This is a genomic window from Hymenobacter ruber, assembly GCF_054783255.1.
Genome location: NZ_BAAGQX010000004.1, coordinates 1,488,052 through 1,509,449, shown reverse-complemented (window position 1 = coordinate 1,509,449; position 21,398 = coordinate 1,488,052). Strand labels below are relative to the sequence as shown.

Sequence of the window (21,398 nt, the reverse complement as noted above, 5' to 3'; positions counted from 1 at the left end):
TGGAGCGTGGACGCTGCGAGTCCGCGCATCGGCCGGTTTATTTCAGGTTTGTGCACACACGGGCTCGCAGCGTCGGCGCTACAGGCGCTCAACGGCGGCGGGTGTTTGCTGCCGTGTCACCACCGCCCCGCTCAGAAACTCCTGGTACCAGCGCCCCGAATCCTTCACAATCCGCTCTTGGGTTTCGTAATCGACGTGAATGAGGCCGAAACGGGGACCGTAGCCCTCGGCCCACTCGAAATTATCGGTCAGGCTCCAGGCAAAATAGCCGCTCACGTCCACCCCTTCCTGCCTGGCCCGTAGCACCTGGCCGATGGCCGCCTGCAGGTAAGCCCGACGGGCTGCATCGGGCACCCGGCCATCCGTTGCCACATCCGGGAAGGCTGAGCCACTTTCAGTTATCAGCAGCGTTGGCGCATTTGGGTAAGCGGCAAACTGCTTCAGCATGTGGTAAATGGATTCCGGGTACACCTCCCAGCCCATGTCGGTGTGCGGCACGCCGCGCTGTTTGGCCGATACCAGCGCGGCCCATTGCAGCGGCAGCCAAGGCGAGAACTTCACCACCTCGCGGGTGTAGTTCTGAATGCCCCAGAAGTCAAAATCAAACTGCATGCGCTGCTCGTCGCCGGGCTTCTGGTAGCGCTCCAGCAGCCAGCGCAGGGCGGGCAACTCGGCCGTGGGGTAGCCCAGGCCGAGGGTGGGCTCCACGAAAAAGCGGTTCAGCAGGGCATCAGCGCGGCGGGTGGCAGCTTCGTCGTACGCATTGCCGGGGCGGTGCGGGGTGAGGAAGGAGCACGAAAACGTGGTACCGATTTGGGCCGAAGCAGGCAGCGCGGCGCGCAGGGCGCGGCCGCCCTCGGCCTGGGCCAGCGTGGCGTGGTGGGCCGCCGCCAAAAAAGCGCCTAAGTGCCGCCGGCCGGGCGCATGAATACCCAGCAAATGCCCCGCGCCCACAAATACCATGGGCTCGTTCAGCACGCACCACTGTGGCGCCCGGTCGCCGAGGCGGCGAGCCATGATTTGGGCATAGTCCGAAAACCAGCCCACGATGTCACGATTGGCCCAGCCGCCGCGCGCCTGCAGGGCGCTGGGCAAGTCCCAGTGGTAAAGCGTGAGCATGGGGCGCAGGTCGCGCTCCAGGCAGGCATCCACCAGCCGGTCGTAGTAGTCGAGGCCGCGGCGGTTCACGGCCCCGGTGCCCTCGGGCAGCACCCTGGGCCAGGCGGCCGAGAAACGGAAGTCTGTCAGCCCCATGCCGCTGGCCAGGTCCAGGTCGGTTTCGTAGCGGTTGTAGAAATCGGCGGCTACGCGCCCGTGCTCATTGCGCCGGATGGTCCCCTTTCGCCGCGTAAAATCGTCCCAGATGCTGGGACCTTTGCCCTGGTGCTGCCACGCGCCCTCGGTCTGGTAAGCGGCGGCCGACGCTCCCCACTGAAAATCAGGCCCAAAATCAGCCCTTGAAAATGGTAGCGGGGCCGAGGCCGGGTAGAAGGCCGCTGGCAGCGGCTCGGTGTAGCTGGGGGGAAGCTTTATCATGCGCGGGGCGCGGAGGAATCAAATTGATGGATTTAAGCGCGCCACGCATGACGCTCTTTGTTTCGGCTTGCTGGCTTAACACCATTGCCCGGCAATTGCTCCCGCAACAGCTGGTCAATTACGGCGGCGGTCTGGTCGGGGTAGTTGACGGGGATTACCTGGTCTTGGTGCAGCCACTGGTCCACCTTGTCCAGGTTTTTGTCCTTGAAGTTTTTGATGACGGGCACGCCCATTTTTTCTAGGGCGGCGGCGTTGCACTGCTGCTCGTATTGCTGCTTCATGGGCATCACCAGCAGCTTTTTACCTAGGTAGAGGGCCTCGGCTGGAGTTTCGAAACCGGCGCCGCACAGCACGCCGGCCGAGTGGGCCAGGCTGTCGAGAAACGCCGGGCCGCTCACGGGCCACACCCGCACGTTGCCGTATTCAGCGGGCTGCTGGCTGTGCTTGCTAAACACTTCCCAGCGCACGCTGCGGCTGAGGTATTGCAGCCGCTCCACCAGAATTTCTTCCTCATAGGCCGGCAGGTACACCGTGTAATGGCCCTCGTTGGTCGGGCTCAGCTCTCGCACCTGCTGGCGGATAACGGGCGTAAATATTTCCGGCGCATACCGCTGAAAATGAAAGCCGTACTGGGCCGTGCTGGGCGCGTAGTGCTTCAGTACGGCGCGGCCGGCCGGGTCTTCGCGGTCGGGGCGCGGGGCGGCGGGGTGCAGCACGGCGCTCTGGTGGCTGAGGGCGATGCAGGGCACATGCCGCATTTTACAGGCCCAGCTGCTCACCGGCTCAAAGTCACTGATAACCAAATCGTAGCTTTCCACCGGCAGGTGCCGCACCTCGCGCAGAAACCTGGCCGAATTGAATTGACCAAACGTCTTCACGAAGTTGATGCCGCCCTTTTTGCCGAACACAAAGCCCATGCCCTGCGCCTTGTATTTTACCTCAAACGGCAGCGGCAAATCGGCGGGCGGGCCGCTCACCAGCAAGTCGAGCTGCTCGCAGCGGCTTTGCAGCAGCGGCACCACATCGAGCGCCCGGCTGAGGTGGCCATTGCCAGTGCCCTGGATGGCATAGAGTATTCGGGACATTTAAGGGTAGGGTTGTAATTCTATTTGCAGCGAACGGTCATGCAGAGCGCAGCGAAGCATCTTTACCTCGATACTAGTCAATTACTACTGCGGTAAAGATGCTTCGCTGCGCTCTGCATGACGGGCTGTAGCTGTTATTTACCGTCAACGTTTACGCCTTAATCTTAAACTCGGCCAACAATCCTTCCAGCAGCTGCGCGGGGTTGGCATCGGCCAGCTCCTCGGCGGCATCCGAGGCATCAGCTTCCGCTGCCTGCTGCATGGTCGGGTCTTCGTTGTAATAATAAAGCTGCCAGCCGACCTCGGTGGTGTATTCCAGCGCCGTCAGGTTCTCCACCCAATCGCCGGAATTCAGGTAAATCACCTCCCCTTTTTCAGTATTCAGCGGTTTGATTTCGGGCTGATGAATGTGCCCGCAGGCCACGTAGCGGTAGCCTTCATCGGCGGCGATGGCGGTGGCCGTTTCTTCAAAATTGTTCACCGCCGCCACCGCCGATTTCACCCGTTCTTTCACGCGCTTGCTCAGGGCCACGCGGGGCCGGCCCAGCTTGGCCAGCCCGTAGTTTACGAAGCGGTTTATCAGAATCAATAAATCGTAGCCGTGCCCGCCCAGCTTGGCCAGCCAGCGTGAGTGCCGCATGGTCACGTCGAACACATCGCCGTGAAACAGCCAGGTGCGGCCGTGGGGCAGGTCAAGCACCAGCTTGTTATCGAGCCGGAAATTGCCCAGCTTCAGGCCCGCAAATTTGCGCAGCAGCTCGTCGTGGTTGCCGGTCAGGTAATGGATTTTCACGCCCTTGGCGGCCAGGCCGGCCAGGTAGCGCACCACCCGCATGTGGGCCGGCGGCCAGTAGTTTTTGCTGAACTGCCAGATATCCACGATGTCGCCATTGAGCACCAGCACCTGCGGCCGGATGCTCTTGAGGTAGCGCAGCAGCTCGGTGGCATGGCAGCCATACGTGCCCAGATGCACGTCGCTGATAACGGCCACCTGCACCCGACGCTTGCGGCGGGTTTTGGGCCGGGAGGGTTCGCCGGGAATAATCGCCGGGTTTTCAGGCATCGAAACCGGTACTACAATCATGCGGCAGTCGAATGGCTAAACCGTCCCCCACGCGCCGGCCCCACCGAGCGACGCGGCCGAATGGCTGGCCCCGCCGCCCGCCGGCCAAATTCGCCACCCAGGGCGGAGCGCAGACTGCCCAGTGTGTGCAGCGCATAGGCCAGCCACAGCGCCAGCTGAAACAACTTGTACACGAGCCAGCGCCCCAGGCGGCGCAGCCCCGAAATCAAAGCCGGGAAGTACATAGCAGGAAAGGTTATAACCGGTGAAAATCCTGCTTTCAAAGGTCAAGCCATTCAATTAAGTATTGATTACGGGTGCATTACGCTTAAATCAATTTGCGCATCGGCAATGCAGTCCAATTCTGCCCAATCAGAATTTTGCCGGATTTCGGCGGGGTTTCCGTTTCTTTGTTGCCCCAATTATTGGTGGGCACACATCCTCTTATTTCATTCCTCATTTTACCGTTTATTATGCAGTTTCTACCCCGTCTGGCCCGTCATTTCTTCGCAGTGAGCCTGCTCCTGCTGTGCGCCGGGGCCGCCCTGGCCCAGCCCACCGGCAAGGCCGCCAAAGGCCGTAGCCGCTACACCTTTGCCCAGCGCGACTCGGAGTCGCCCTACGTGAAGAACCTGACCAAAAACACCGATGAGGAGCAGGACGTCGACGGTTCGTTCACCCGCCTCGGCTACCGCTCCTATACCGACATTCTGACGGAAATAACCCACCTCAAAAAGCTGCACGACTGGGCCGATACCACCTACCAGCGCCGCGTGGCCGCCATTCCGCCCGGTGGCACGCTGGTGGTTATCGTGCACCGCCAGGGCCCCAAAGGCGTGGAAATGAGCAACCTCACCCTCACCGCCACCGACAAAGCCGGCAAGGAAGTCTTCACCCAAACCTTGGCCCCCGCCACCGGCCGCTTCTTCGGCCGCGACCTCTACCAGGGCAAAGCCGTCATCCCCTTCCCCAAGATGGACCCGCAGGAGCTCAACGTCAGCATCCGCGACGCCAAGCTCTACCAGACGTTTGATTACACGCTGGAGCTACCGGCGGCGCAGTAGCTGCAATAGTTTCTTTTCGCTTCAGTGGGGCGACATTCGCAGCGGTGGGTGTCGCCCTCTCTTTTGAGCGCGGCACCTGAGGCAACCCTGAATTCTAAGCTAGCAAGTAACAGCTAGCAAATAATTATTGGGCTGGCTTGTTAATGTTACTGGATGAGAATCTTTCCCAAAAATCAATCTTCAATATCAATTCGGCATCAAGTTTTTGATAGAATTCTTCTACACCTAAAAAATCAACAAGGTCCTTTATAAATGTGGCAATCAGCATTAAGGATTTGTGCATTGTATGAGGCCGCAAACGAAGAGCATCTTCAGGTCTAAGTAGATAGTCTCTTGTTTGAATCAGACCAATATATTCAGCATGAGCATGGTTAGAATAAAGATTCCAAGACTTGGTGAACAATTCTGTTTGCAGACGAGAATCTGAAATCAACTGCTCCCAGTTTTTCACCCGTGCGGGCTTTTTAGAGCCTTCTGTTAGCAGTTGTCCCTTTCTAGAAGGAGTGTAGCCGCCGAAAACTTTATTATTACCGATACCTTTTCGGTAGTTATCAATACGGTCTTGTTCAAGCTTCAACTTAGAAATAAACTCCTGATTATTACTCTTTACAAGAGTTTGACGCATAGACAAACCACTAGCTACATACAATTGATAACGTAGCATGGCTTCTTCTTGAGACTGCGGCTGAATACATAGATAGAAGAATGTTAGATAAGCTTCTAATTGGGCGCGAGCCAAAATAAACACTGTCGACAAATCGAGTCTCACAACTGAGTTTGCAGAGTGCTTACCATGAACTGTCCCATCCAATGCGTTCTGAACAGCGTTAGAGAGGGAGACAATTTGATAGGTTAGTGGCTCAAATACCTCCATCCACTCAGCAACTTTTTGCTGCTTATTGACTCCTGCCAAAATCAACTCTGGTACGCAGTCTAGAAAAGAAGCGTGTTCTTCCAGAAACAACTCGTACTGACCATCTTTTACTTTCGCATAATTGGTGAGGAGAAATTCTAGGTTATTCATATTTATTTGTCTATTGCTCTAACGTTCACCTGTACTATACATAGATTTAGAACTAGTGACGGTCATTCTACCGTCGCAGGCGCACCCACTGCACCGCAATCACCGTCTTCGCATCACGCAGCGGCTCTGCTACTAGCGCTTCCCAGCTCAGCTCCACCATTTCGATGTTCTCGTGTTCCTCGGCCAGCCCGCCGCCGTCGCCGGTGCGGTGGCTCACTTCGGCGTAGTACACGGTGATTTCCTCCGAGCTGGTGCCCGGCGAGGGCCAGATGCACACAATTTCCTCCAGCTTATCGACCTCGTAGCCCAGTTCCTCGTGAATCTCGCGGCGCATGGCCGTTTCGGGCGCTTCTCCGCCATCAATCATGCCGGCCGCGATTTCCAGAATCTCCGCTTCCGGGCCGATGCGGAACTGGCGGGTGAGCACGTACACCTGCCGGGCCGTGTCGTAGACCAGCGCGGCCACGGCCTTGCCGGGCGCGAACTGCTCGCGCCGGAGCTGGTGCTCGCCGTCCTGAACGATTAGCTGGTTGACTTTGTAGTGGCCATTGAAGACCCGGGTGCGCTCGATAATCTGCATCGTCGGATTTGTGTGTTGTACCTTTGTTGTCACCAGGGCCGCCGTCGGAGCAGCCCGCTGCCCGGCTGCGTCGGGCAAAGCCCCGCGCCTCGGCTGTCTCCGCGAAGTAAGCGCACCTCACCCCAATTCCTCTTCATTCAGGGAATCTGACGGCCTCCGACGAGCCATCAAACCCCGCCCACGCCTGGCCTCGTCCGGCGTGGCCATGCCCGCCTGTGTAACCTCGCAGGCTCAACCACTTATTGCGCGGACCACTGTCTGCCAACACGATACCCAAGTACCCAGTACTAAACCCAACCTATGACGTTTGACGATTTAAATCTGATTGACCCCATTCTCAAAGCCCTCAAAGAAGAAGGCTACACCACCCCTACTCCCATCCAGGAGCAGGCCATTCCCCACGTGCTGGAGGGCAAAGACCTCCTCGGCGTGGCCCAGACCGGCACCGGCAAAACTGCCGCCTTCACCGTGCCCATCCTGCAGGTGCTGCACCGCACGGCCCAGGTTGCCAACCACGCCCCGCGCGCCATTCGCTGCCTCGTGCTCACCCCAACCCGCGAGTTGGCCATCCAAATCAACGAAAGCTTCGGCGCTTACGGCCGCCATTTGAGCCAGATTCGCCACACCGTTATTTTCGGTGGCGTGGGCCAGAACCCGCAGGTGCAGGCCCTCAAGCGCGGCGTGGAAGTCCTCATTGCCACCCCCGGCCGCCTGCTCGACCTCATGAACCAAGGCTTCGTGGACCTGCGCCAGGTAGAAGTCTTCGTGCTTGACGAAGCCGACCGCATGCTCGACATGGGTTTCATCAACGACATCAAGCGCATCCTGCCCAAGCTGCCCACCAAGCGCCAGACCCTATTCTTCTCGGCCACCATGCCCGGCCAGATTCAGGAGCTTGCCAGCACCATCCTGCGCCCCAACCCGGTGCGCGTGGCCGTAACGCCCGTCAGCAGCACCGCCGATACCGTTACCCAATCGGTGTACCTGGTTGAAAACAACGACAAGCCTGCCCTGCTCCGTCACATTTTGGAGGACAAAGGCATCAAGCGCGTGCTCGTGTTCACCCGCACCAAGCACGGGGCCGACAAAGTAGTGAAAGCCCTCGCCGCCAACCAGATTCCGGCCGAAGCCATCCACGGCAATAAAAGCCAGAACCACCGCCAGCGCGCCCTGTCGAACTTCAAAGCCGGCAGCACCCGCGTGCTCGTCGCTACTGACATCGCCGCCCGCGGCATCGACGTGGACGAGCTGACCCACGTCATCAACTACGAAATCCCCAACGAGCCCGAAACCTACGTGCACCGCATCGGCCGCACCGGCCGGGCCGGCGCTTTCGGCACCGCGTTTTCGTTTGTGGAAGATGAGGAGCGCGCTTATCTCCAGGATATCCAGAAGCTCATTAGCCGCCAGATTGACGTCGAAGCTGAGCATCCCTTCGTATCGGGTCGCATCAAACCGGTGATGCTGCACGGCAACGAGCGCATCATTCGGCCCAAGGGCCCGGCTGGTCGTCCGGCCCGTTCTGGCCCCCGCGAGGGCGGAAACGGTGGCGGTGGTCGTTCGGGCGGTGGCCAGGGCGGCGGGCGCTCGGGTGGCGGCCGTGGCAGCGACCGCCCCAGCGGCGAGCGTAGCGGCAGTGGCCGTCCCAGCGGCGAGCGCAGCCGTCCGGCCGCACCGGCCGGCAACGGCCAATCGGATACCGCTCGTCGCTTCGGCAGCGGCGGGGCCCGCGTGAACGTGGGCGGCAACCGCGAAGGTGGCGACCTGGGCGGCCGTCGCCGGGGCGATGCCGGCGGTACGCGTCGGGGTTCGTTCTAAGCACGGGCCTTTGGGCCCCAACGGACAAACAAAAAGCAGAAGGCCCCGGAAAACTTTTTCCGGGGCCTTCTGCTTTTTAAGACTGATTGCTTGTTCGCGAATTATTCCATCATCATGGCCCAGCCCGCGCTCCCCGTTATCCAAGCCCTGCGCGACACGGCCCAGCGCCTAGCCACCCAAGCGCCCTACCAGTGGGGCCACATGGGCAGTTGCAACTGCGGCCACCTCGCCCAAACCGTCACTCGCCTCACCAAAGCCGAAATCCACGCCCGCGCCATGCAGCGCTACGGCGACTGGGAGCGGCAGATTACCGATTACTGCCCCACCAGCGGCCTGCCCATCGACCAAACCATCGACGAGATGCTGGCCCTCGGCTTCAGCCGCCGCGACCTCACGCACCTCGAGCGCATCTCCGACCCCACCATCCGGGCTGCCATTCCGTTCGAGCGGCGCGACACCCTCCGTCACAACCAACGCGACGATGTTGTGCTTTACCTCCGCACTTGGGCCGACCTGCTGGAGCACGACCTACTGGCCGGCATCAGCCTGCCCAATTTCGATACCGCTCCCGTGCCCACGCCAGTATTGGCCGCCGCGCGCTAAGCCCTTAAGACGGTTTGGCCTAATAATGGCCAAAATTCCCGATACAGAAAAAGCCCCCGCCAAAAATCTGGTGGGGGCTTTTTTATTTTAAGCGTGGCGGCGAAGCTAGCCGCTGGCCTTAGTTGCGGGTAACGTTGGAGCGCTGAGCTTCGCGGTAGCCCTCGGCACGATGGGCACGCTTGTAAGCGGCGTCAGCGGAAGGGTCTTTCTCAGCCTCGGCGGCATCGGGGGCCTGGGCACAAGAGGCCGTCAGGAGCATGGCCGTTGCGGCGGCCAACCAAAGATTCGTGCGGGTCAGTTTCATGCCACGAAGGTAGCCTACGGCTGCCAAACGAACAACCCAACCACCAGTGCATCCGCACACCCTATTGTATTTCGGACCGGGACCGCACCTGTACGCTTTCATCCAACAATAATTTAGGGGGGAAAACAGGGTCCGCTTCATTTACAATTGACAACACGCCTGCGGGCCAGTCCAAACGCAACGTCCACCTTACCAACTACACTTGGCACAGCATAGCAGCAGTAAAGCCTCCTGTTAGACCGTTACCTCGGCTTCCAATGGCAATACCATGCTCCAAAAGTCCATCTCACTATGTTAGTACAAGTCAATTTGAAATCAGACCAATATTGCATTTAACAATGCTACTTCTTTTGCCCAGCATGATAATTTCATTAGCAGTGGCACACAGCCCTTCTGTGTAACACCGGTTGTACAGCTGCTCAAATAGCTAGAATCAAAGGGCCTATAATTACCAATCCAGGCCCTAACAATTCCATCAATCAGACCAAACCAATACTTTCGTTAGCTGAACTTTACTTCTTGAAAAACAGTATTTTATATAAAATATAAATCCTTTTGCAGAGCTTATGAAACCGGCCCTACAAAAGTTAGCAGTCTATACAATCAAATATTGCGGTTCCAAAGGACTATTAGTTTAACCCCGGGGTAGCCACAAAAGACCCCAGGCACTAAATCCAGACACCTGACAAATTGAATAATGACTACATGCTCCACACATCTTCGGCTTAATGATTGAAAGTTCAAAGCCTGAAGTCTGTCAGGGTTTCAGCTGTTGCGCTCATGTGAGAGCCCTCCGATAGAGTGATGAAAAGCAGCCTGCATGGCGCTCTTTTGCCGGCCTACATACGCGTTACATATGCCAAATTGAGCACAGCAGATTCAGGCCTGATGCCCGGCAAAGGGCAGGCGAAGCAGCCATCTACAGTGAGATGAGAGAATCGAAAACAGCACTACACTTTGCCTCGAAACCTACTCGGGTTGATAATCGGCAAAGGAACCGTCGCGATAGAAAATCACAATCCGGCGAATGGGCTTGTCGCCTCCCGCAAATAGCGCCGAAGCCAATGCTACCCCCGGCGTTTCATCGGCGGGCGCTGATTGAAGAGGAACCACCTTATCAGCCACCTCGGACATAGGGGTGGGCGTAGGAACGGACGCAGTAGGGGTAGCGCCCTGAACCGGAGCTACTGCCGGGGGCGGCACAACCAACGGCTGGGATGGGGCTTTGGTGGTATCCGGAAGCTGGGGCAACGTCTCCAAAACGGCGGCATTGGCTACAAAGCGCTTGGGCATAACCCGGGCACGACCCGAATCAGGCACGTTGGGAAGCAGTGGAAATTGCTTGGGCACATCGCGCACAACATTCTCTTTTTCAGCATTTTTACCACTGGAAACAGATGCCCTTGAGGCCTCAACAACAGCCTCTGCAATAGTTGGGCGGCGCTTCTCAGCCTCAACAGGTGCTGGCGCAGCAGCCAAGGCTGGCATAACTGGTGCTGTTGCCTCTTCTAACGGTACGGGAGGCACCGCCGTAGCATGGGAACTGGCACCAACCAGCATCGGTCCGGTGCCATTGAGCAGCCACGGCATGGCCAAATCGGGCATAGCGGCCAGAATGCGTTGGACGACCTCAAGACTAGGCTTGTTGCGCCCGGATAGAATGTGGCTGACAATGGGCCGGGCCACGCCGATAACATCCGCAAACTGCGTAGGCGTAAGCTGCCGGCTTTCTAATAGGGTTCTAATGCGCTCAACCATAATTGAAAATTTGGTTACAAATGTAGCGTCCGAAATCAGAAAGCCCGGATTGTGTCCAAACCTTTCTGATTCACAATTGTAATATAACGAATTAAGACAATGTGTTTACATCTGTAAAATCAATAGATGTCCCCAGGCATTCACCTAGTGTATAACAAATGTAACCAAGCTAGCCTCTGTAGATATAGTCCTTCCTGATTCGTCTGCTCAGTCCTATTATCATAACCTTGCCGGACTCAAACCCTGTCTCGTTGCACCGTTCCCACAGCGCAATGACGACCCAGATACTGGACTATCTAGCGCGGCTCAACTCTATAATTGGGCTTATTCACGTCGTAAAAACGACATAAAAAAGGCCCGATAACCTCTCGGTTACCGGGCCTTTTTAGTCATCAACTCCCCACACAGGGGACTGAAGTGACAGCATTTCGGCTAGTCGAAGTATTCGCGGGCGAGCTTTTTATCCAGCCCGTAGATGTCGTCGCGGAAGTGTGGGTGGCCGGCGGCATCGGCCCAGGCCGTGAAGTAGACCAGGTAAACGGGCAGCTTTTCCTTCAGGGTAATGTACTTTTCGTGGCGGGTTGCAATGGAGTCCAAGATGGTAGCCTGGTCCCATTCGGGCCGGTCGCGCAGCAGGTAAGTGGCCAGTTTTATGGGCTCGGAAAGGCGCACGCAACCGTGGCTGAAGCTGCGGTTGCTCTGCGAAAACAACTCGTCGTGGGGCGTGTCGTGCAGGTAAATGTCGTTCGAGTTGGGGAAGATAAACTTCACATCGCCCAGGTCATTCTTGGGCCCGGGCCGGCGGCGCAGCGTGTATTTGAACGTCGCCTGCGTCACGTTGGCCCAGTCGACCGAGGCCGGGTCTACCACGGTAGCTTTGCGGCCATAGCCTTTCACCACCTCCATATCGAGGCGGTCGAGGTAGTTGGGGTTTGCCACAAGTTTTTCGCGCAGTTCATTATCGATGATGCTGAACGGCACATTCCAGTAAGGAGCCAGCACCACGTACTCCATTTTGTCGCTGAAGACCGGGGTTTCGTGCAGCACTTTGCCCACGATAACGCGCATATTGAAAGCCTCCTTATTGGCTTCGATGACGTGCAGTGTGAACTCGGGAATGTTGACGAGTAGGTAGTTTGGCTCAAACTTTTTGGGCAGCCAGCGCCAGCGCTCCATGTTCAGAATAAGCTGGTCGATGCGTGTGCCGATGGGTACGTTGAGCTGCTTCAGCGTCTCCCCGCTGACGATGCCGGTCGGCTTGAGGCCGGCATCCTGCTGAAATAATTTGACGGCCTGCACCAGTTCGGGGTCGTAAACCTGGGTAGCCGGAACCGCGGCGGCCGGGGTGCCGGGTTGGGTTGAAGCCGTGACGTGCGCGCTGGCAGCGGCTCCGCCGGCGCTATCGAGCAGGCGCTTGCGCAGGGCGGCCACGGCCGGCGAGGTAGCCCCGGGTTTCAGGTTGAGAGTAGCTGGCAGGGTGGGCCAGCCGCCGGCGCGCTCCTGGGCGCGATAGGTGGCCAGCGCCTTTTTCAGCTGGTCGTACTCGGGGTGGAGGGGGGCAAACTCGTAGTAGTTATAGCGGCTTTTGCGCTCGCCTAAGAAGGTAAGCAAAGCCTTATTGAGCTTTATTTTGTTGGGCTTGACCAGCCACGAGGTATCCTTTTTATCGTGCGGGTTGGCCACGCCCCGGTAGTAGTCGTTCGCCCACTTCATGTACGTTCCGGTCAGGGCAATATCGGCCTGGCGCTCCAGCTCATTGCGGCGCACGGAGTCGCCCCGAACCTTTTCCAGCTCAGCTAGCATTTTGGATATGTCCTTAACCTGGTAGTCTTTAGGATTAAGGCCTTCATTGCCTGCTTTAGCAATAATTTCCTCCAGGGTCTTAACGCGCGGCACCGGCTGGTGGTCCTTAAACCACCCCAACTTGAAGCCCCGCTCCCGGTAGAAGCGACGCGCCGGGAGCAGCTGGGACTTGAACTTGGGTTCGGCCTGAAAAGCTTTGATGACCTCCGTGCTATCAAGCAGAGGCTGGGGGCCGGCCACAGTGGTCGCCGTTGAAGAGTCGGCTGCCGTTTGCCCGGCAGTCTGGTTCTGCGAGTCAGAGGAGCCGCAGGAAGCAAGGGTAGTGCTGCCGAGGGCTGCCATCAGGAGCAGCCACAGCAGGGAAGTAATTCGAAGGAGAAAATTCATTGAAGGGAATAATGCGGGCGGAAAATAGCCTCGGCTGTGGCCGAAGGCTGGGCGTTGTACTGCCAGGCTGCTGGCAGGGTTGCGCCGGGCCGCCCGCAGGCAGTCCGGTTGCAAAGTACGCCATTGCGGGGCACAGCGTGTTAGCGAAGGGCCGGAATCGTGCCAATTCCAGGCAAAAACTTCCGTTCCGAAGGCGAGGTCAACCCGGATAGCCTTATTTGCCGGGTGGAGCCAGCTTCCGGCAGCTCTCCCGTAGCCGTCAATGTCCGCTTCCGGGTCCAATCCCCCAGCCTGGTTGTTATTTCGGCCCGACGCTTAGCGAAGCGCTGGCTGGCACGGTACTCCGACGTATGCGTCCCGGTTTTTCTGAATTTCTCTTCATCACTTCCCGCATGGCCTCTCTCGCATCCGACTTCTTGCCCACTGTCCTCCCCACCGACCCGCACAGCCACGCCGGCAGCAGCCCGGTGCGGGTGCGCCACCTCGCCCTGGTCCTGACTGTCGATTTCGACCAGCACATCCTGACTGGCACCGCTACTTGGGACCTTGCCAATCCCAGGGCAGCAACCGAACTCGTGGTCGACATCCGCGACCTGACTATCGAATCGGTGGAGGCGCTCGATACCGCTGGCCAGGCTACCGCCACTGACTTTACGTTGGGTACGCCCGACGCTGTGCTGGGCCAGGCGCTACGTATTGCGCTGCAGCCTGCGACCACGGCCGTCCGCATCCGCTACCGCACGGCCCCGCAGGCGGCGGCTTTGCAGTGGCTGAAGCCGGAGCAAACGGCCGGCACCGAGCCGTTCCTCTTCACGCAGTCGCAGGCCATTCTGGCACGCACCTGGCTGCCGTGCCAGGACTCGCCGGGCATCCGCTTCACCTACGAGGCCACGGTGCGTGTGCCCGCCCACCTACTGGCCCTGATGAGCGCCGAGAACCCACAGCAGCTAAGCCCTACCGGCGAGTACCACTTCCGCATGGCACAGCCCATTCCTGCCTACCTCATGGCACTGGCCGTGGGCGACCTCGCCTTTGCCCCGCTCAGCGGACGCACCGGCATTTACGCTGAGCCAGCCACGCTGCCAATAGCGACCCACGAGTTTGCCGACCTCGAAAACATGGTGGCCGCCGCCGAACAGCTCTACGGCCCCTACCGCTGGGAGCGCTACGATTTGCTGGTGCTGCCTCCCTCCTTCCCCTTCGGCGGCATGGAAAACCCTCGATTAACATTTGTAACACCAACCATCCTCGCGGGTGACCGCAGTTTGACCAGTCTGGTAGCGCATGAGCTAGCTCACTCCTGGTCGGGCAACCTGGTTACAAATGCAACGTGGAATGATTTCTGGCTGAACGAGGGATTTACGGTGTATTTCGAGCGCCGCATCATGGAACATTTGTATGGCCCCGAATACGCCGATATGCTCCAGGTGCTGGGCCGGGCGGCACTTCATCATACCATCGAAGAAATCGGGGCGGCCAGCCCCGATACCCATTTGCACCTGGCCCTGGCCGGCCGCGACCCCGACGAAGGCCTCACCGAAATTGCCTACGAGAAAGGCTGCGCCCTGCTCCTAACGCTGGAGTCGCTCATCGGCCGGCCCCGGCTCGATGCCTTTATTAAGGAGTACTTCGCCCGCTTCAGTTTTCAGGCGATGGACACCGCCACCTTTCTGCACTACCTCCGCGCCGAACTGCTGGACCAGGAGCCCGGCCTCGAAGCCCGCCTGAACCTGGCCGCCTGGGTCGACGGTCCCGGCCTCCCGCCCAACGCCCCGACGCCAGCTTCAGAGCGGTTCGCCAAGGTCGACCAAGCGCTGGGCAGCCTTGAGGCCGGCACCGCACCGGCCGACCTCTACCCGCTCACCACCAAATGGAGTAGCCACGAGTGGGTCCATTTTCTTCACCGCCTCTCCCCGACCCTGACGGCGGAACACTTGGCGGCCTTGGACGCGGCCTTCCACTTCACCACCTCCGGCAATGCCGAAATTCTGGCCGCCTGGTTTCCGCACACGTTGCGGGCCGGCTACGCAGCGGCCGACGAAGCCGTGAAAAAATTTCTGCTTCACGTGGGCCGTCGCAAATTTGTGGTGCCGCTCTACCAGGCCCTGCTGGCCACGCCCAATGGCCCGGCGCGGGCCCACGCCATCTATACCGAAGCCCGGCCCAACTACCACTCCGTGACCACCGGCACGCTTGATGCCCTGCTTGCTACCCGGGCCGAGCGTCATTAATCCCCATCCGGCCCGAACTTTGCCTCGGGCTTCGGCCCGGCTATCGTCTGGCCATTTCGTTTTTGCATCACTCCGTAATCTCCGCCATCCGTTGAAAACCATCATTCCGCTCGGCAAGCTCATCGCCGTGGGCGGCAACGAGGACAAGGGCACGTACCCCAACCCCCGGACCCGCCGCAAGTATTACCTCAACTTTTTCGAGTTGGGCATCCTGAAGCGCATCGTGCTCGAAACCGGCAAAACCGACCCGCGCATTGAAGTTGTGACCACCGCCTCCATGATTCCAGAAGAGGTGGGGCCGATTTACACCGGCTCCTTCGCCATGCTCAACTGCCTGAACGTGGGCATCATGGACATTCGCACGCCCGAGGATGCCCGCCAGCCCGAGTATCTGGAGCGTCTGCTGGCTGCCGATGTGGTCATGTTTTCGGGCGGCAATCAGTCGCGCCTGCGCGAGATGTTCGGCGAAACCGACTTCCTCGACCGCATGATTCAGCGCTACTACGCCGAGCCGAATTTTGTGATTGCCGGCACCAGCGCCGGGGCTATGGCCATGTCGCGTTACATGATTCGGGGCGGCTCGGTGCCCGATGCCCTGCTAAAAGGTGCTGTGAAAATGGGCACCGGCCTGAGCCTGCTGCCCGCCGCCATCATCGACTCGCATTTCGTGAAGCGTGGTCGGTTTGGTCGGCTCATCGAGTCGGTGGCGCTGCACCCCAAGCTCATCGGCATCGGGCTGGGCGAAGACACCGGCGTGCTCATCACCGAAGGCAACCTGGTCGAAACCATTGGCTCTAACCTGGTTATCATTCTCGACGGCCATAACATTCAGCACAACAACGCCGCGGCCGCCAAGAAAGGGACGGTACTTTCCATCGAAAACGTGACCATGCACGTCCTGGCCAAAGGCAACGTGTACGACATGAGCGAGCGGAAATTCTACCCCAGCAAAGATGTACTGGCCTCCGCCGTAGTCCCGGGCGTGGCCATCGACGTTACGTCCGTCGAATAAGGTCTGCCAGATTTTGTGAAAAGCCCGCTCATTGCGCAAATGAGCGGGCTTTTTCATGACATCTCAATAATTTTTCGCTGCCACGCAAGCTATTCCTTATAGATAGCCACCAGCGCCTCGCCTCCCTCAACGCGGCTGGCGCGGTACATGCCTTCCGAATTGAAGGGCAGCGTGACATTTCCAGCCGCATCTACGGCAATCAATCCGCCCTCGCCGCCCACGGGCGCAAGCTTGTCCTGGACCACAATCCGGGCGGCCTCCTCCAGTGATAATCCCTTGTATTCCATCAAACAAGCCACATCGTAAGCCGCCACGGCGCGGATAAAATACTCCCCGTTGCCCGTGCAGCTGATGGCGCACCGCGCATCGGCCCAGGTGCCGGCTCCGATGAGCGGCGTGTCGCCGATGCGGGAGTAGCGCTTGTTGGTCATGCCGCCGGTGCTGGTGGCGGCGGCCAGGTGGCCGTGCTGGTCGCGGGCCACGGCCCCCACGGTGCCCTTTTTCCAGTTTGGGTCGGCGGTGTGGTCGAGCTGCATTTTGCCCGAAGCAATGGCATCCTGGAGCTGGTCGAAACGCTTTTGGGTGAAGAAATATTCTGCCGGTTGCAGTGGCAGGCCGTGCTCGCGGGCCAGTTCATCGGCCCCGGGGTAAGCCAGCAAGACGTGCTCGGTGTGCTCCATCACCAGGCGGGCGGCGCGGATGGGGTTCTGCACCTGCCGCACCCCAGCCACGGCGCCGGCCAATTTATTGTGGCCGCTCATGAGGGCGGCGTCCATTTCGTGGTGGCCGTCGTGGGTGAACACTGCCCCGCGCCCGGCGTTAAACAGCGGGCAGTCTTCGAGGCTGCGCACGGCGGCTTCCACGGCATCGAGGGCGGCGGCGCCGTCGCGTAGCAGGTTGTAGCCCGTGCTCAGGGCTGCATCGAGGGCAGCACGATAGAGCAGTTCATCGGCGGGTGAAAGCGAGGCGCGGGCAATGGTGCCGGCACCGCCGTGGATGGCGAGGGCGAACATATATATAAGGAGTAAAAAAGTCGGGAGAAATGCGGCCGCAAAGGTAGCCGGAGGGAACGGCGGCGGGGCCGCTTGCGTTTTTTTTCGTAGGTTTGATGTTCAAGTCTACACATACAAAAACACCCCATTTTTATGGCATACGACGTAACCGGCCGGCTGCACGAAATATTTGACGAACAGCAGGTAAGCGAAAAGTTTCGCAAGCGCGAGTTCGTGTTGGAAGTCCAGGACGGCCAGTATCCGCAACATATTAAATTTCAGCTGACCCAGGATAAAGTTAGCCTCGTTGAATCCTTCAAAATGGGCGACGAAGTGAAAGTAACTTTCGACCTGCGCGGCCGCGGTTTCAACAAAAACGGCCAGATGCTGTACTTCACCAACCTGGAAGCCTGGAAAATTGAGCCCGCCGGCGCTGCCAACTACAGCGGTGGTGGCCAGCAGCAGGCTGCCCCCCGCCCCGCTGCCCAGAACCAAAACCCCACGCTGCGTGCTCAGCCTTCGGCCGCGCCCATCGCCAGCGACGACGACAACGACCTGCCCTTCTAAGGCCAGCCACTCGTTCCGGTAGCGTAGCTACTGGCCGACGTTTTCAAAAAATGCCGCCTCCGGTACCCGGGAGCGGCATTTTTTATGCCCGCTTTACGTATAATATTCCATGGACTTACACGAGCTGATAGCACGGGGCGAGGGCGAGGCACTGGAATTCAAGCAGAAAACCACGCACCCACACCGCATTTCGCGTACCCTCGTTTCGCTGGCCAATACCCGGGGCGGGCAGGTGCTGGTGGGCGTCGATGATGCCGGCCGCATTCTGGGCGTGCGCGATGCCGAGGAAGAATTGTTCGTGTTGCGCGATGCCGCCGCAAACTACATTGCCCCGCCCCTGGCCGGCTTGCACTTCCACGAAGTGGAGGAAGACGGCCGCACTGTCCTCATCGTGACCGTGCCCGAAAGCCCCCGCAAGCCCCACCGCGCCCAGGTAGCCCCCAACGACTGGCGCGGCTACGTGCGCGTGCGCGACGCCAGCGTGCAAACCAGCGGCCTCACCGAGAAGGTGTTGGAACGCCAGCAGCCCGAGTCCCGATTCGAGCAAATCCCGCTCAATAAACAGGAACTGGCCGTTATCGATTACCTGAAAACCCACCCCCGCATTACCCTGGCGCAATTCATGAAGCTGGTGAATTTTGGCAAGCGCCGCGCTTACCAGACCCTCATAAAGCTGGTGCTACACGGCTACATCCGGCACCACGACAAAGAGAAGGAGCCGTATTATACCGTCTGAACCACGGATTGGCTGCACCGAACTTCGTTTCGCTCAGATTCTAGGGATATCGTATAAGAAGCGAATTGTTCGATATCAATTCACGAAAAAGGCCACTCGACTGAGTGGCCTTTTGACTTTGATAAGTTTGGATGAATCGTCCCCCAAATTCGTGGAATCCGAAAAATCCGAGCGAATCCGTGGTCTATTCCTGCTTACGGGCGCGGGCTACTTTCTTCTCGTCTTTCTCCGCTTTCTTTTCCTTCATGGTTTTAGCGGGCTCTTTCTTTTTCTCTTTACGGGCGTCTTGGGCTTTGGCCATGGTTGAAAAGAAGTTTAGGTGAGGGGTTAGGTTCCGGGATTTCAACGCACGGCCGGGCCGGCGCGTTGTGGTGAGCGAAGGTAGAAATTTTACCGAAAATCGCCTACAAAATGGGCAAATACCGCTCGCGGATGATGTTGAGGTGGTGCCGCTCGTGGCCGGGCACAATGTAGAGCAGCGCCCGCACCGTGGCCGGGCCGCCATTGGCCGTACCCCGCCGGTTTAGTTGCTCTTCGGTGAAGCTATCGAACAAGGCGACGGTAGCGGCACGGGTGGCATCGTACTCGGCCAGCAGGCTTGCGATGGAACGAGCATTGGCCCCGCTGTGCGCCACGTAGTCGTCCTGCTCGAAACCGGGCAGGTTCTGGCTATCGTTGCGGGCAAACCGCATGGCGCGGTAGGCGAATACGCGCTCAGAATCAATCTGATGCAACAGCATTTCTTTGAGGCTCCACTTTCCGGGAGCATAGGCTTTTTCGGCCTGCTCCTCGCTCAGGTCCGCAAACACGGCGTGAATTTCGGCGGGTTGGGAGCGCAATACTTCGCGTGGGTCGGCATCAGCCGGCACTAAGTTGATGTAGCCGGCGGCGTAAGGCAGGAAGTCGCCATCGGCAGGGCGGGTCAGGGACATGGGAACGGGATTTGGATGAGTAGCAAGGACTAACGCGGCCGGCAGGGGTTGCCCGGCGGCATTTTCGGGAGTCGGGAGCACCAGCGTGGCAGCAGCCGGCACGACCGGCGGAGCCGAAGGCGGCAGGATAGCAGGAGCCAGCTTCGGGTCGAGTTGCAGCCGCACCACCGGCAGCGGAGCGGGCAGCACGGACGGGCCTTCCACCGGCCCAAATGCCCAAATCAGAAAATCAGGCATCACCCGGCCCCAGGTATCGGGGTGGTGGTGGCCGCCTTCTACCTGCACGTAGCGCAGGGCTTTCTGGACATCTAAACCACAGGTAATTAATTCATCAACTAAATCCAGACAGTCTTCCACCGAGTCGATAACGCCGTTTTCGTTGCGGTCGCCACGCTCGTCGAGCGTGCCCACCTGCAACCAGAACCGGTGGCTGGAGTGCAAATTTCCGGCCCGCACCAGGCCATGCATAATGCGGTCGGCGGGCGTGTAGCCGGCCCCTACCGCCCGCTGCCGCCACCAGAACGAACCCGAAAACACCCCGGCCCGCGCAAACGCCTCCGGGTGGTGCCAAACCAAATCGAACGCCGACAAACCACCGAGCGAAAAACCTGCCATTACCGCCTCGGCCGGGCTAGCCGAAACCTGGTAATGTGCTTGGGCAAAGGGCAATAGCTCCTCCAGCACAAACTGGGCATATGCCCCGGCAAGGCTGCCCCGGCCGTTGAAATCGGGGTGGCCGGCGGTGCCATACTCCTGCACCCGCAGCTCGGTCGCGTGCATTCCGACTACTACAAAAGGCCGCACCGCCCCTTGCGCATACAGCTCATCAAGAGTGGCTTGCAGATGCAGACGCTCAAAATCCTGCCCATCGTTGAGGTACAGCACCGGATAAGGAGCGTCGGTGGCCAGGCCCACCGGCGGCAGCAGGACGCTCAATTCTACCTCCCGCTCCAAAAAGCTGGACGGTAGCACTTCCCGGCAAAGGCGAGTGCCAACGGATGACAACGAGGGGCTGGTGGGGTCTGCAAGCATCAAACAAAGTAACGCCGCCGGGTTGGAATGCGCTTCTTAATCAAATTAAAACCGGATAAATGCAGCCGGTCCATGATTTCTTTACTAGTTTGCCGCACCGCTCTTCAACTATTTCACCGCCCTCCTTCCCCCCATCCCGTGCAGGAACAACACCGCCGCTTTTACTCGCACCACCTCGGCCAGGATATTGATATGCTGGTTTTTGGCACCTGGGGCTACCCGGTGGTCATCTTTCCCACGTCCGGCGGCCGCGAATACGAGGCCCGCGACTTTAAGCTCATCGAGGCGGCCCGCCCGCTGGTGGAAGCCGGCCGGGTCAAGCTTTTCTGCATCGATAGCATCGACCAGCACTCCTGGTACGCCAAGCACCTGGAGCCGCGTATTCGGGTCCAAAACCACGTTTTCTATGACCAGTTTCTGAGCGAGGAACTCGTGCCCATGCTCCAGCAGGAATGCCACGTCGATAAGATTGCCGTGGCCGGCTGCAGCTTCGGCGGCTTCCACGCGCTCAATTTCGCTTTCCGCCACCCCAACCAGGTGGCACACCTGTTTACGATGGGCGCGGCCTTCGATATCCGCCAGTTCGTAGACGGCTACCACGACGACAACGTGTATTACAACAACCCGCCCGAATACCTGCCGGGTGCGTACAACGAGCATTTCCAGTGGATGAACATCATTCTGGGCACTGCCGAGCATGATTTCTGCAAGGAAGCCAACTTCCAGATGGCGCGCCTGCTTAGCGAAAAAGGCATTCATTACACGCTGGACGTGAAGCCGTTTGGCAACCACGACTGGCCCGTATGGCGCGAAATGTTTCCCCAGTACCTGGCCACCATCGGCTAAGCCCCCTTTCTACTCCCCAATTCTT

General features: G+C 59.1%; 19 protein-coding genes. 8 read left to right on the top strand and 11 right to left on the bottom strand.

The features are described from left to right. Positions 1 to 78 precede the first annotated feature (78 nt). The 4 genes from ACYVM5_RS16980 to ACYVM5_RS16965 all read right to left on the bottom strand — a co-directional run bounded on the left by ACYVM5_RS16980 (position 79) and on the right by ACYVM5_RS16965 (position 3,929). A complete protein-coding gene (locus tag ACYVM5_RS16980) occupies positions 79 to 1,536 on the bottom strand; it encodes a glycoside hydrolase family protein (protein WP_460619290.1) in 1,458 nt (485 codons plus the stop codon). 32 nt (positions 1,537 to 1,568) lie between these two features. Next, on the bottom strand, positions 1,569 to 2,621 hold the full coding sequence (locus ACYVM5_RS16975; protein ID WP_460619289.1) for a glycosyltransferase family protein: 1,053 nt from the start codon (positions 2,619 to 2,621) through the stop codon (positions 1,569 to 1,571). Positions 2,622 to 2,772: 151 nt separating this feature from the next. Beyond that, complete coding sequence (locus ACYVM5_RS16970; protein WP_460619288.1) at positions 2,773 to 3,705, bottom strand: UDP-2,3-diacylglucosamine diphosphatase; 933 nt, start codon at positions 3,703 to 3,705, stop codon at positions 2,773 to 2,775. Continuing rightward, positions 3,702 to 3,929, bottom strand: coding sequence for a hypothetical protein (locus ACYVM5_RS16965; RefSeq protein ID WP_460619287.1), 228 nt, complete (start codon positions 3,927 to 3,929; stop codon positions 3,702 to 3,704). Before ACYVM5_RS16965 ends, ACYVM5_RS16970 begins: the two co-directional genes overlap by 4 nt. Before the next feature lie 228 nt (positions 3,930 to 4,157). Between ACYVM5_RS16965 and ACYVM5_RS16960 the strand changes: the two genes are divergently transcribed. Next, on the top strand, positions 4,158 to 4,748 hold the full coding sequence (locus ACYVM5_RS16960; protein ID WP_460619286.1) for a hypothetical protein: 591 nt from the start codon (positions 4,158 to 4,160) through the stop codon (positions 4,746 to 4,748). Positions 4,749 to 4,872: 124 nt separating this feature from the next. Here the strand turns inward: ACYVM5_RS16960 and ACYVM5_RS16955 are convergent, their stop codons facing one another. Both ACYVM5_RS16955 and ACYVM5_RS16950 read right to left on the bottom strand, forming a co-directional pair. Beyond that, on the bottom strand, positions 4,873 to 5,772 hold the full coding sequence (locus ACYVM5_RS16955) for a hypothetical protein (RefSeq protein ID WP_460619285.1): 900 nt from the start codon (positions 5,770 to 5,772) through the stop codon (positions 4,873 to 4,875). Positions 5,773 to 5,839: 67 nt separating this feature from the next. Next, the gene (locus tag ACYVM5_RS16950; RefSeq protein ID WP_460619284.1) at positions 5,840 to 6,352 is read right to left on the bottom strand and encodes an NUDIX hydrolase; all 513 of its coding nucleotides are present in this window, start codon (positions 6,350 to 6,352) and stop codon (positions 5,840 to 5,842) included. Between the two features lie 300 nt (positions 6,353 to 6,652). On the opposite strand from ACYVM5_RS16950, the gene ACYVM5_RS16945 reads away from it, so the two are divergent. Together ACYVM5_RS16945 and ACYVM5_RS16940 are read left to right on the top strand one after the other, a co-directional pair. Continuing rightward, on the top strand, positions 6,653 to 8,170 hold the full coding sequence (locus ACYVM5_RS16945) for a DEAD/DEAH box helicase (RefSeq protein WP_460619283.1): 1,518 nt from the start codon (positions 6,653 to 6,655) through the stop codon (positions 8,168 to 8,170). Between the two features lie 114 nt (positions 8,171 to 8,284). Then, a complete protein-coding gene (locus tag ACYVM5_RS16940) occupies positions 8,285 to 8,773 on the top strand; it encodes a hypothetical protein (RefSeq protein WP_460619282.1) in 489 nt (162 codons plus the stop codon). 118 nt (positions 8,774 to 8,891) lie between these two features. On the opposite strand, the gene ACYVM5_RS16935 is transcribed toward ACYVM5_RS16940, so the two are convergent. The 3 genes from ACYVM5_RS16935 to ACYVM5_RS16925 all read right to left on the bottom strand — a co-directional run bounded on the left by ACYVM5_RS16935 (position 8,892) and on the right by ACYVM5_RS16925 (position 13,025). Beyond that, positions 8,892 to 9,077 carry a hypothetical protein gene (locus tag ACYVM5_RS16935; RefSeq protein ID WP_198068736.1) on the bottom strand — a complete coding sequence of 62 codons (186 nt, stop codon included), beginning with the start codon at positions 9,075 to 9,077 and terminating at the stop codon, positions 8,892 to 8,894. 969 nt (positions 9,078 to 10,046) lie between these two features. Beyond that, positions 10,047 to 10,835: a helix-turn-helix domain-containing protein gene (locus tag ACYVM5_RS16930; protein WP_460619281.1), complete on the bottom strand. Its 789-nt coding sequence runs from the start codon at positions 10,833 to 10,835 to the stop codon at positions 10,047 to 10,049. A 432-nt stretch (positions 10,836 to 11,267) separates the two neighbouring features. Then, positions 11,268 to 13,025 carry a L,D-transpeptidase family protein gene (locus tag ACYVM5_RS16925; protein WP_460619280.1) on the bottom strand — a complete coding sequence of 586 codons (1,758 nt, stop codon included), beginning with the start codon at positions 13,023 to 13,025 and terminating at the stop codon, positions 11,268 to 11,270. Between the two features lie 392 nt (positions 13,026 to 13,417). Between ACYVM5_RS16925 and ACYVM5_RS16920 the strand changes: the two genes are divergently transcribed. Next, the gene (locus ACYVM5_RS16920) at positions 13,418 to 15,256 is read left to right on the top strand and encodes a M1 family metallopeptidase (RefSeq protein ID WP_460619279.1); all 1,839 of its coding nucleotides are present in this window, start codon (positions 13,418 to 13,420) and stop codon (positions 15,254 to 15,256) included. 91 nt (positions 15,257 to 15,347) lie between these two features. Beyond that, positions 15,348 to 16,268, top strand: coding sequence for a cyanophycinase (locus tag ACYVM5_RS16915; protein ID WP_460619278.1), 921 nt, complete (start codon positions 15,348 to 15,350; stop codon positions 16,266 to 16,268). An 89-nt stretch (positions 16,269 to 16,357) separates the two neighbouring features. Here the strand turns inward: ACYVM5_RS16915 and ACYVM5_RS16910 are convergent, their stop codons facing one another. Then, the gene (locus ACYVM5_RS16910; protein ID WP_460619277.1) at positions 16,358 to 17,281 is read right to left on the bottom strand and encodes an isoaspartyl peptidase/L-asparaginase family protein; all 924 of its coding nucleotides are present in this window, start codon (positions 17,279 to 17,281) and stop codon (positions 16,358 to 16,360) included. Between the two features lie 132 nt (positions 17,282 to 17,413). Between ACYVM5_RS16910 and ACYVM5_RS16905 the strand changes: the two genes are divergently transcribed. Then, positions 17,414 to 17,827 (top strand): DUF3127 domain-containing protein, encoded by a 414-nt coding sequence (locus ACYVM5_RS16905; RefSeq protein ID WP_460607828.1) that lies wholly within the window; start codon positions 17,414 to 17,416, stop codon positions 17,825 to 17,827. Between the two features lie 109 nt (positions 17,828 to 17,936). Beyond that, the gene (locus tag ACYVM5_RS16900; RefSeq protein WP_460619276.1) at positions 17,937 to 18,563 is read left to right on the top strand and encodes an AlbA family DNA-binding domain-containing protein; all 627 of its coding nucleotides are present in this window, start codon (positions 17,937 to 17,939) and stop codon (positions 18,561 to 18,563) included. A 404-nt stretch (positions 18,564 to 18,967) separates the two neighbouring features. Here the strand turns inward: ACYVM5_RS16900 and ACYVM5_RS16895 are convergent, their stop codons facing one another. Further along, positions 18,968 to 20,527: an alpha/beta hydrolase-fold protein gene (locus tag ACYVM5_RS16895; RefSeq protein ID WP_460619275.1), complete on the bottom strand. Its 1,560-nt coding sequence runs from the start codon at positions 20,525 to 20,527 to the stop codon at positions 18,968 to 18,970. A gap of 138 nt (positions 20,528 to 20,665) precedes the next feature. Here ACYVM5_RS16895 and ACYVM5_RS16890 point away from each other — a divergent pair, with 138 nt between their 5' ends. Then, positions 20,666 to 21,373, top strand: coding sequence for an alpha/beta fold hydrolase (locus ACYVM5_RS16890; protein ID WP_460619274.1), 708 nt, complete (start codon positions 20,666 to 20,668; stop codon positions 21,371 to 21,373). Positions 21,374 to 21,398 lie beyond the last annotated feature (25 nt).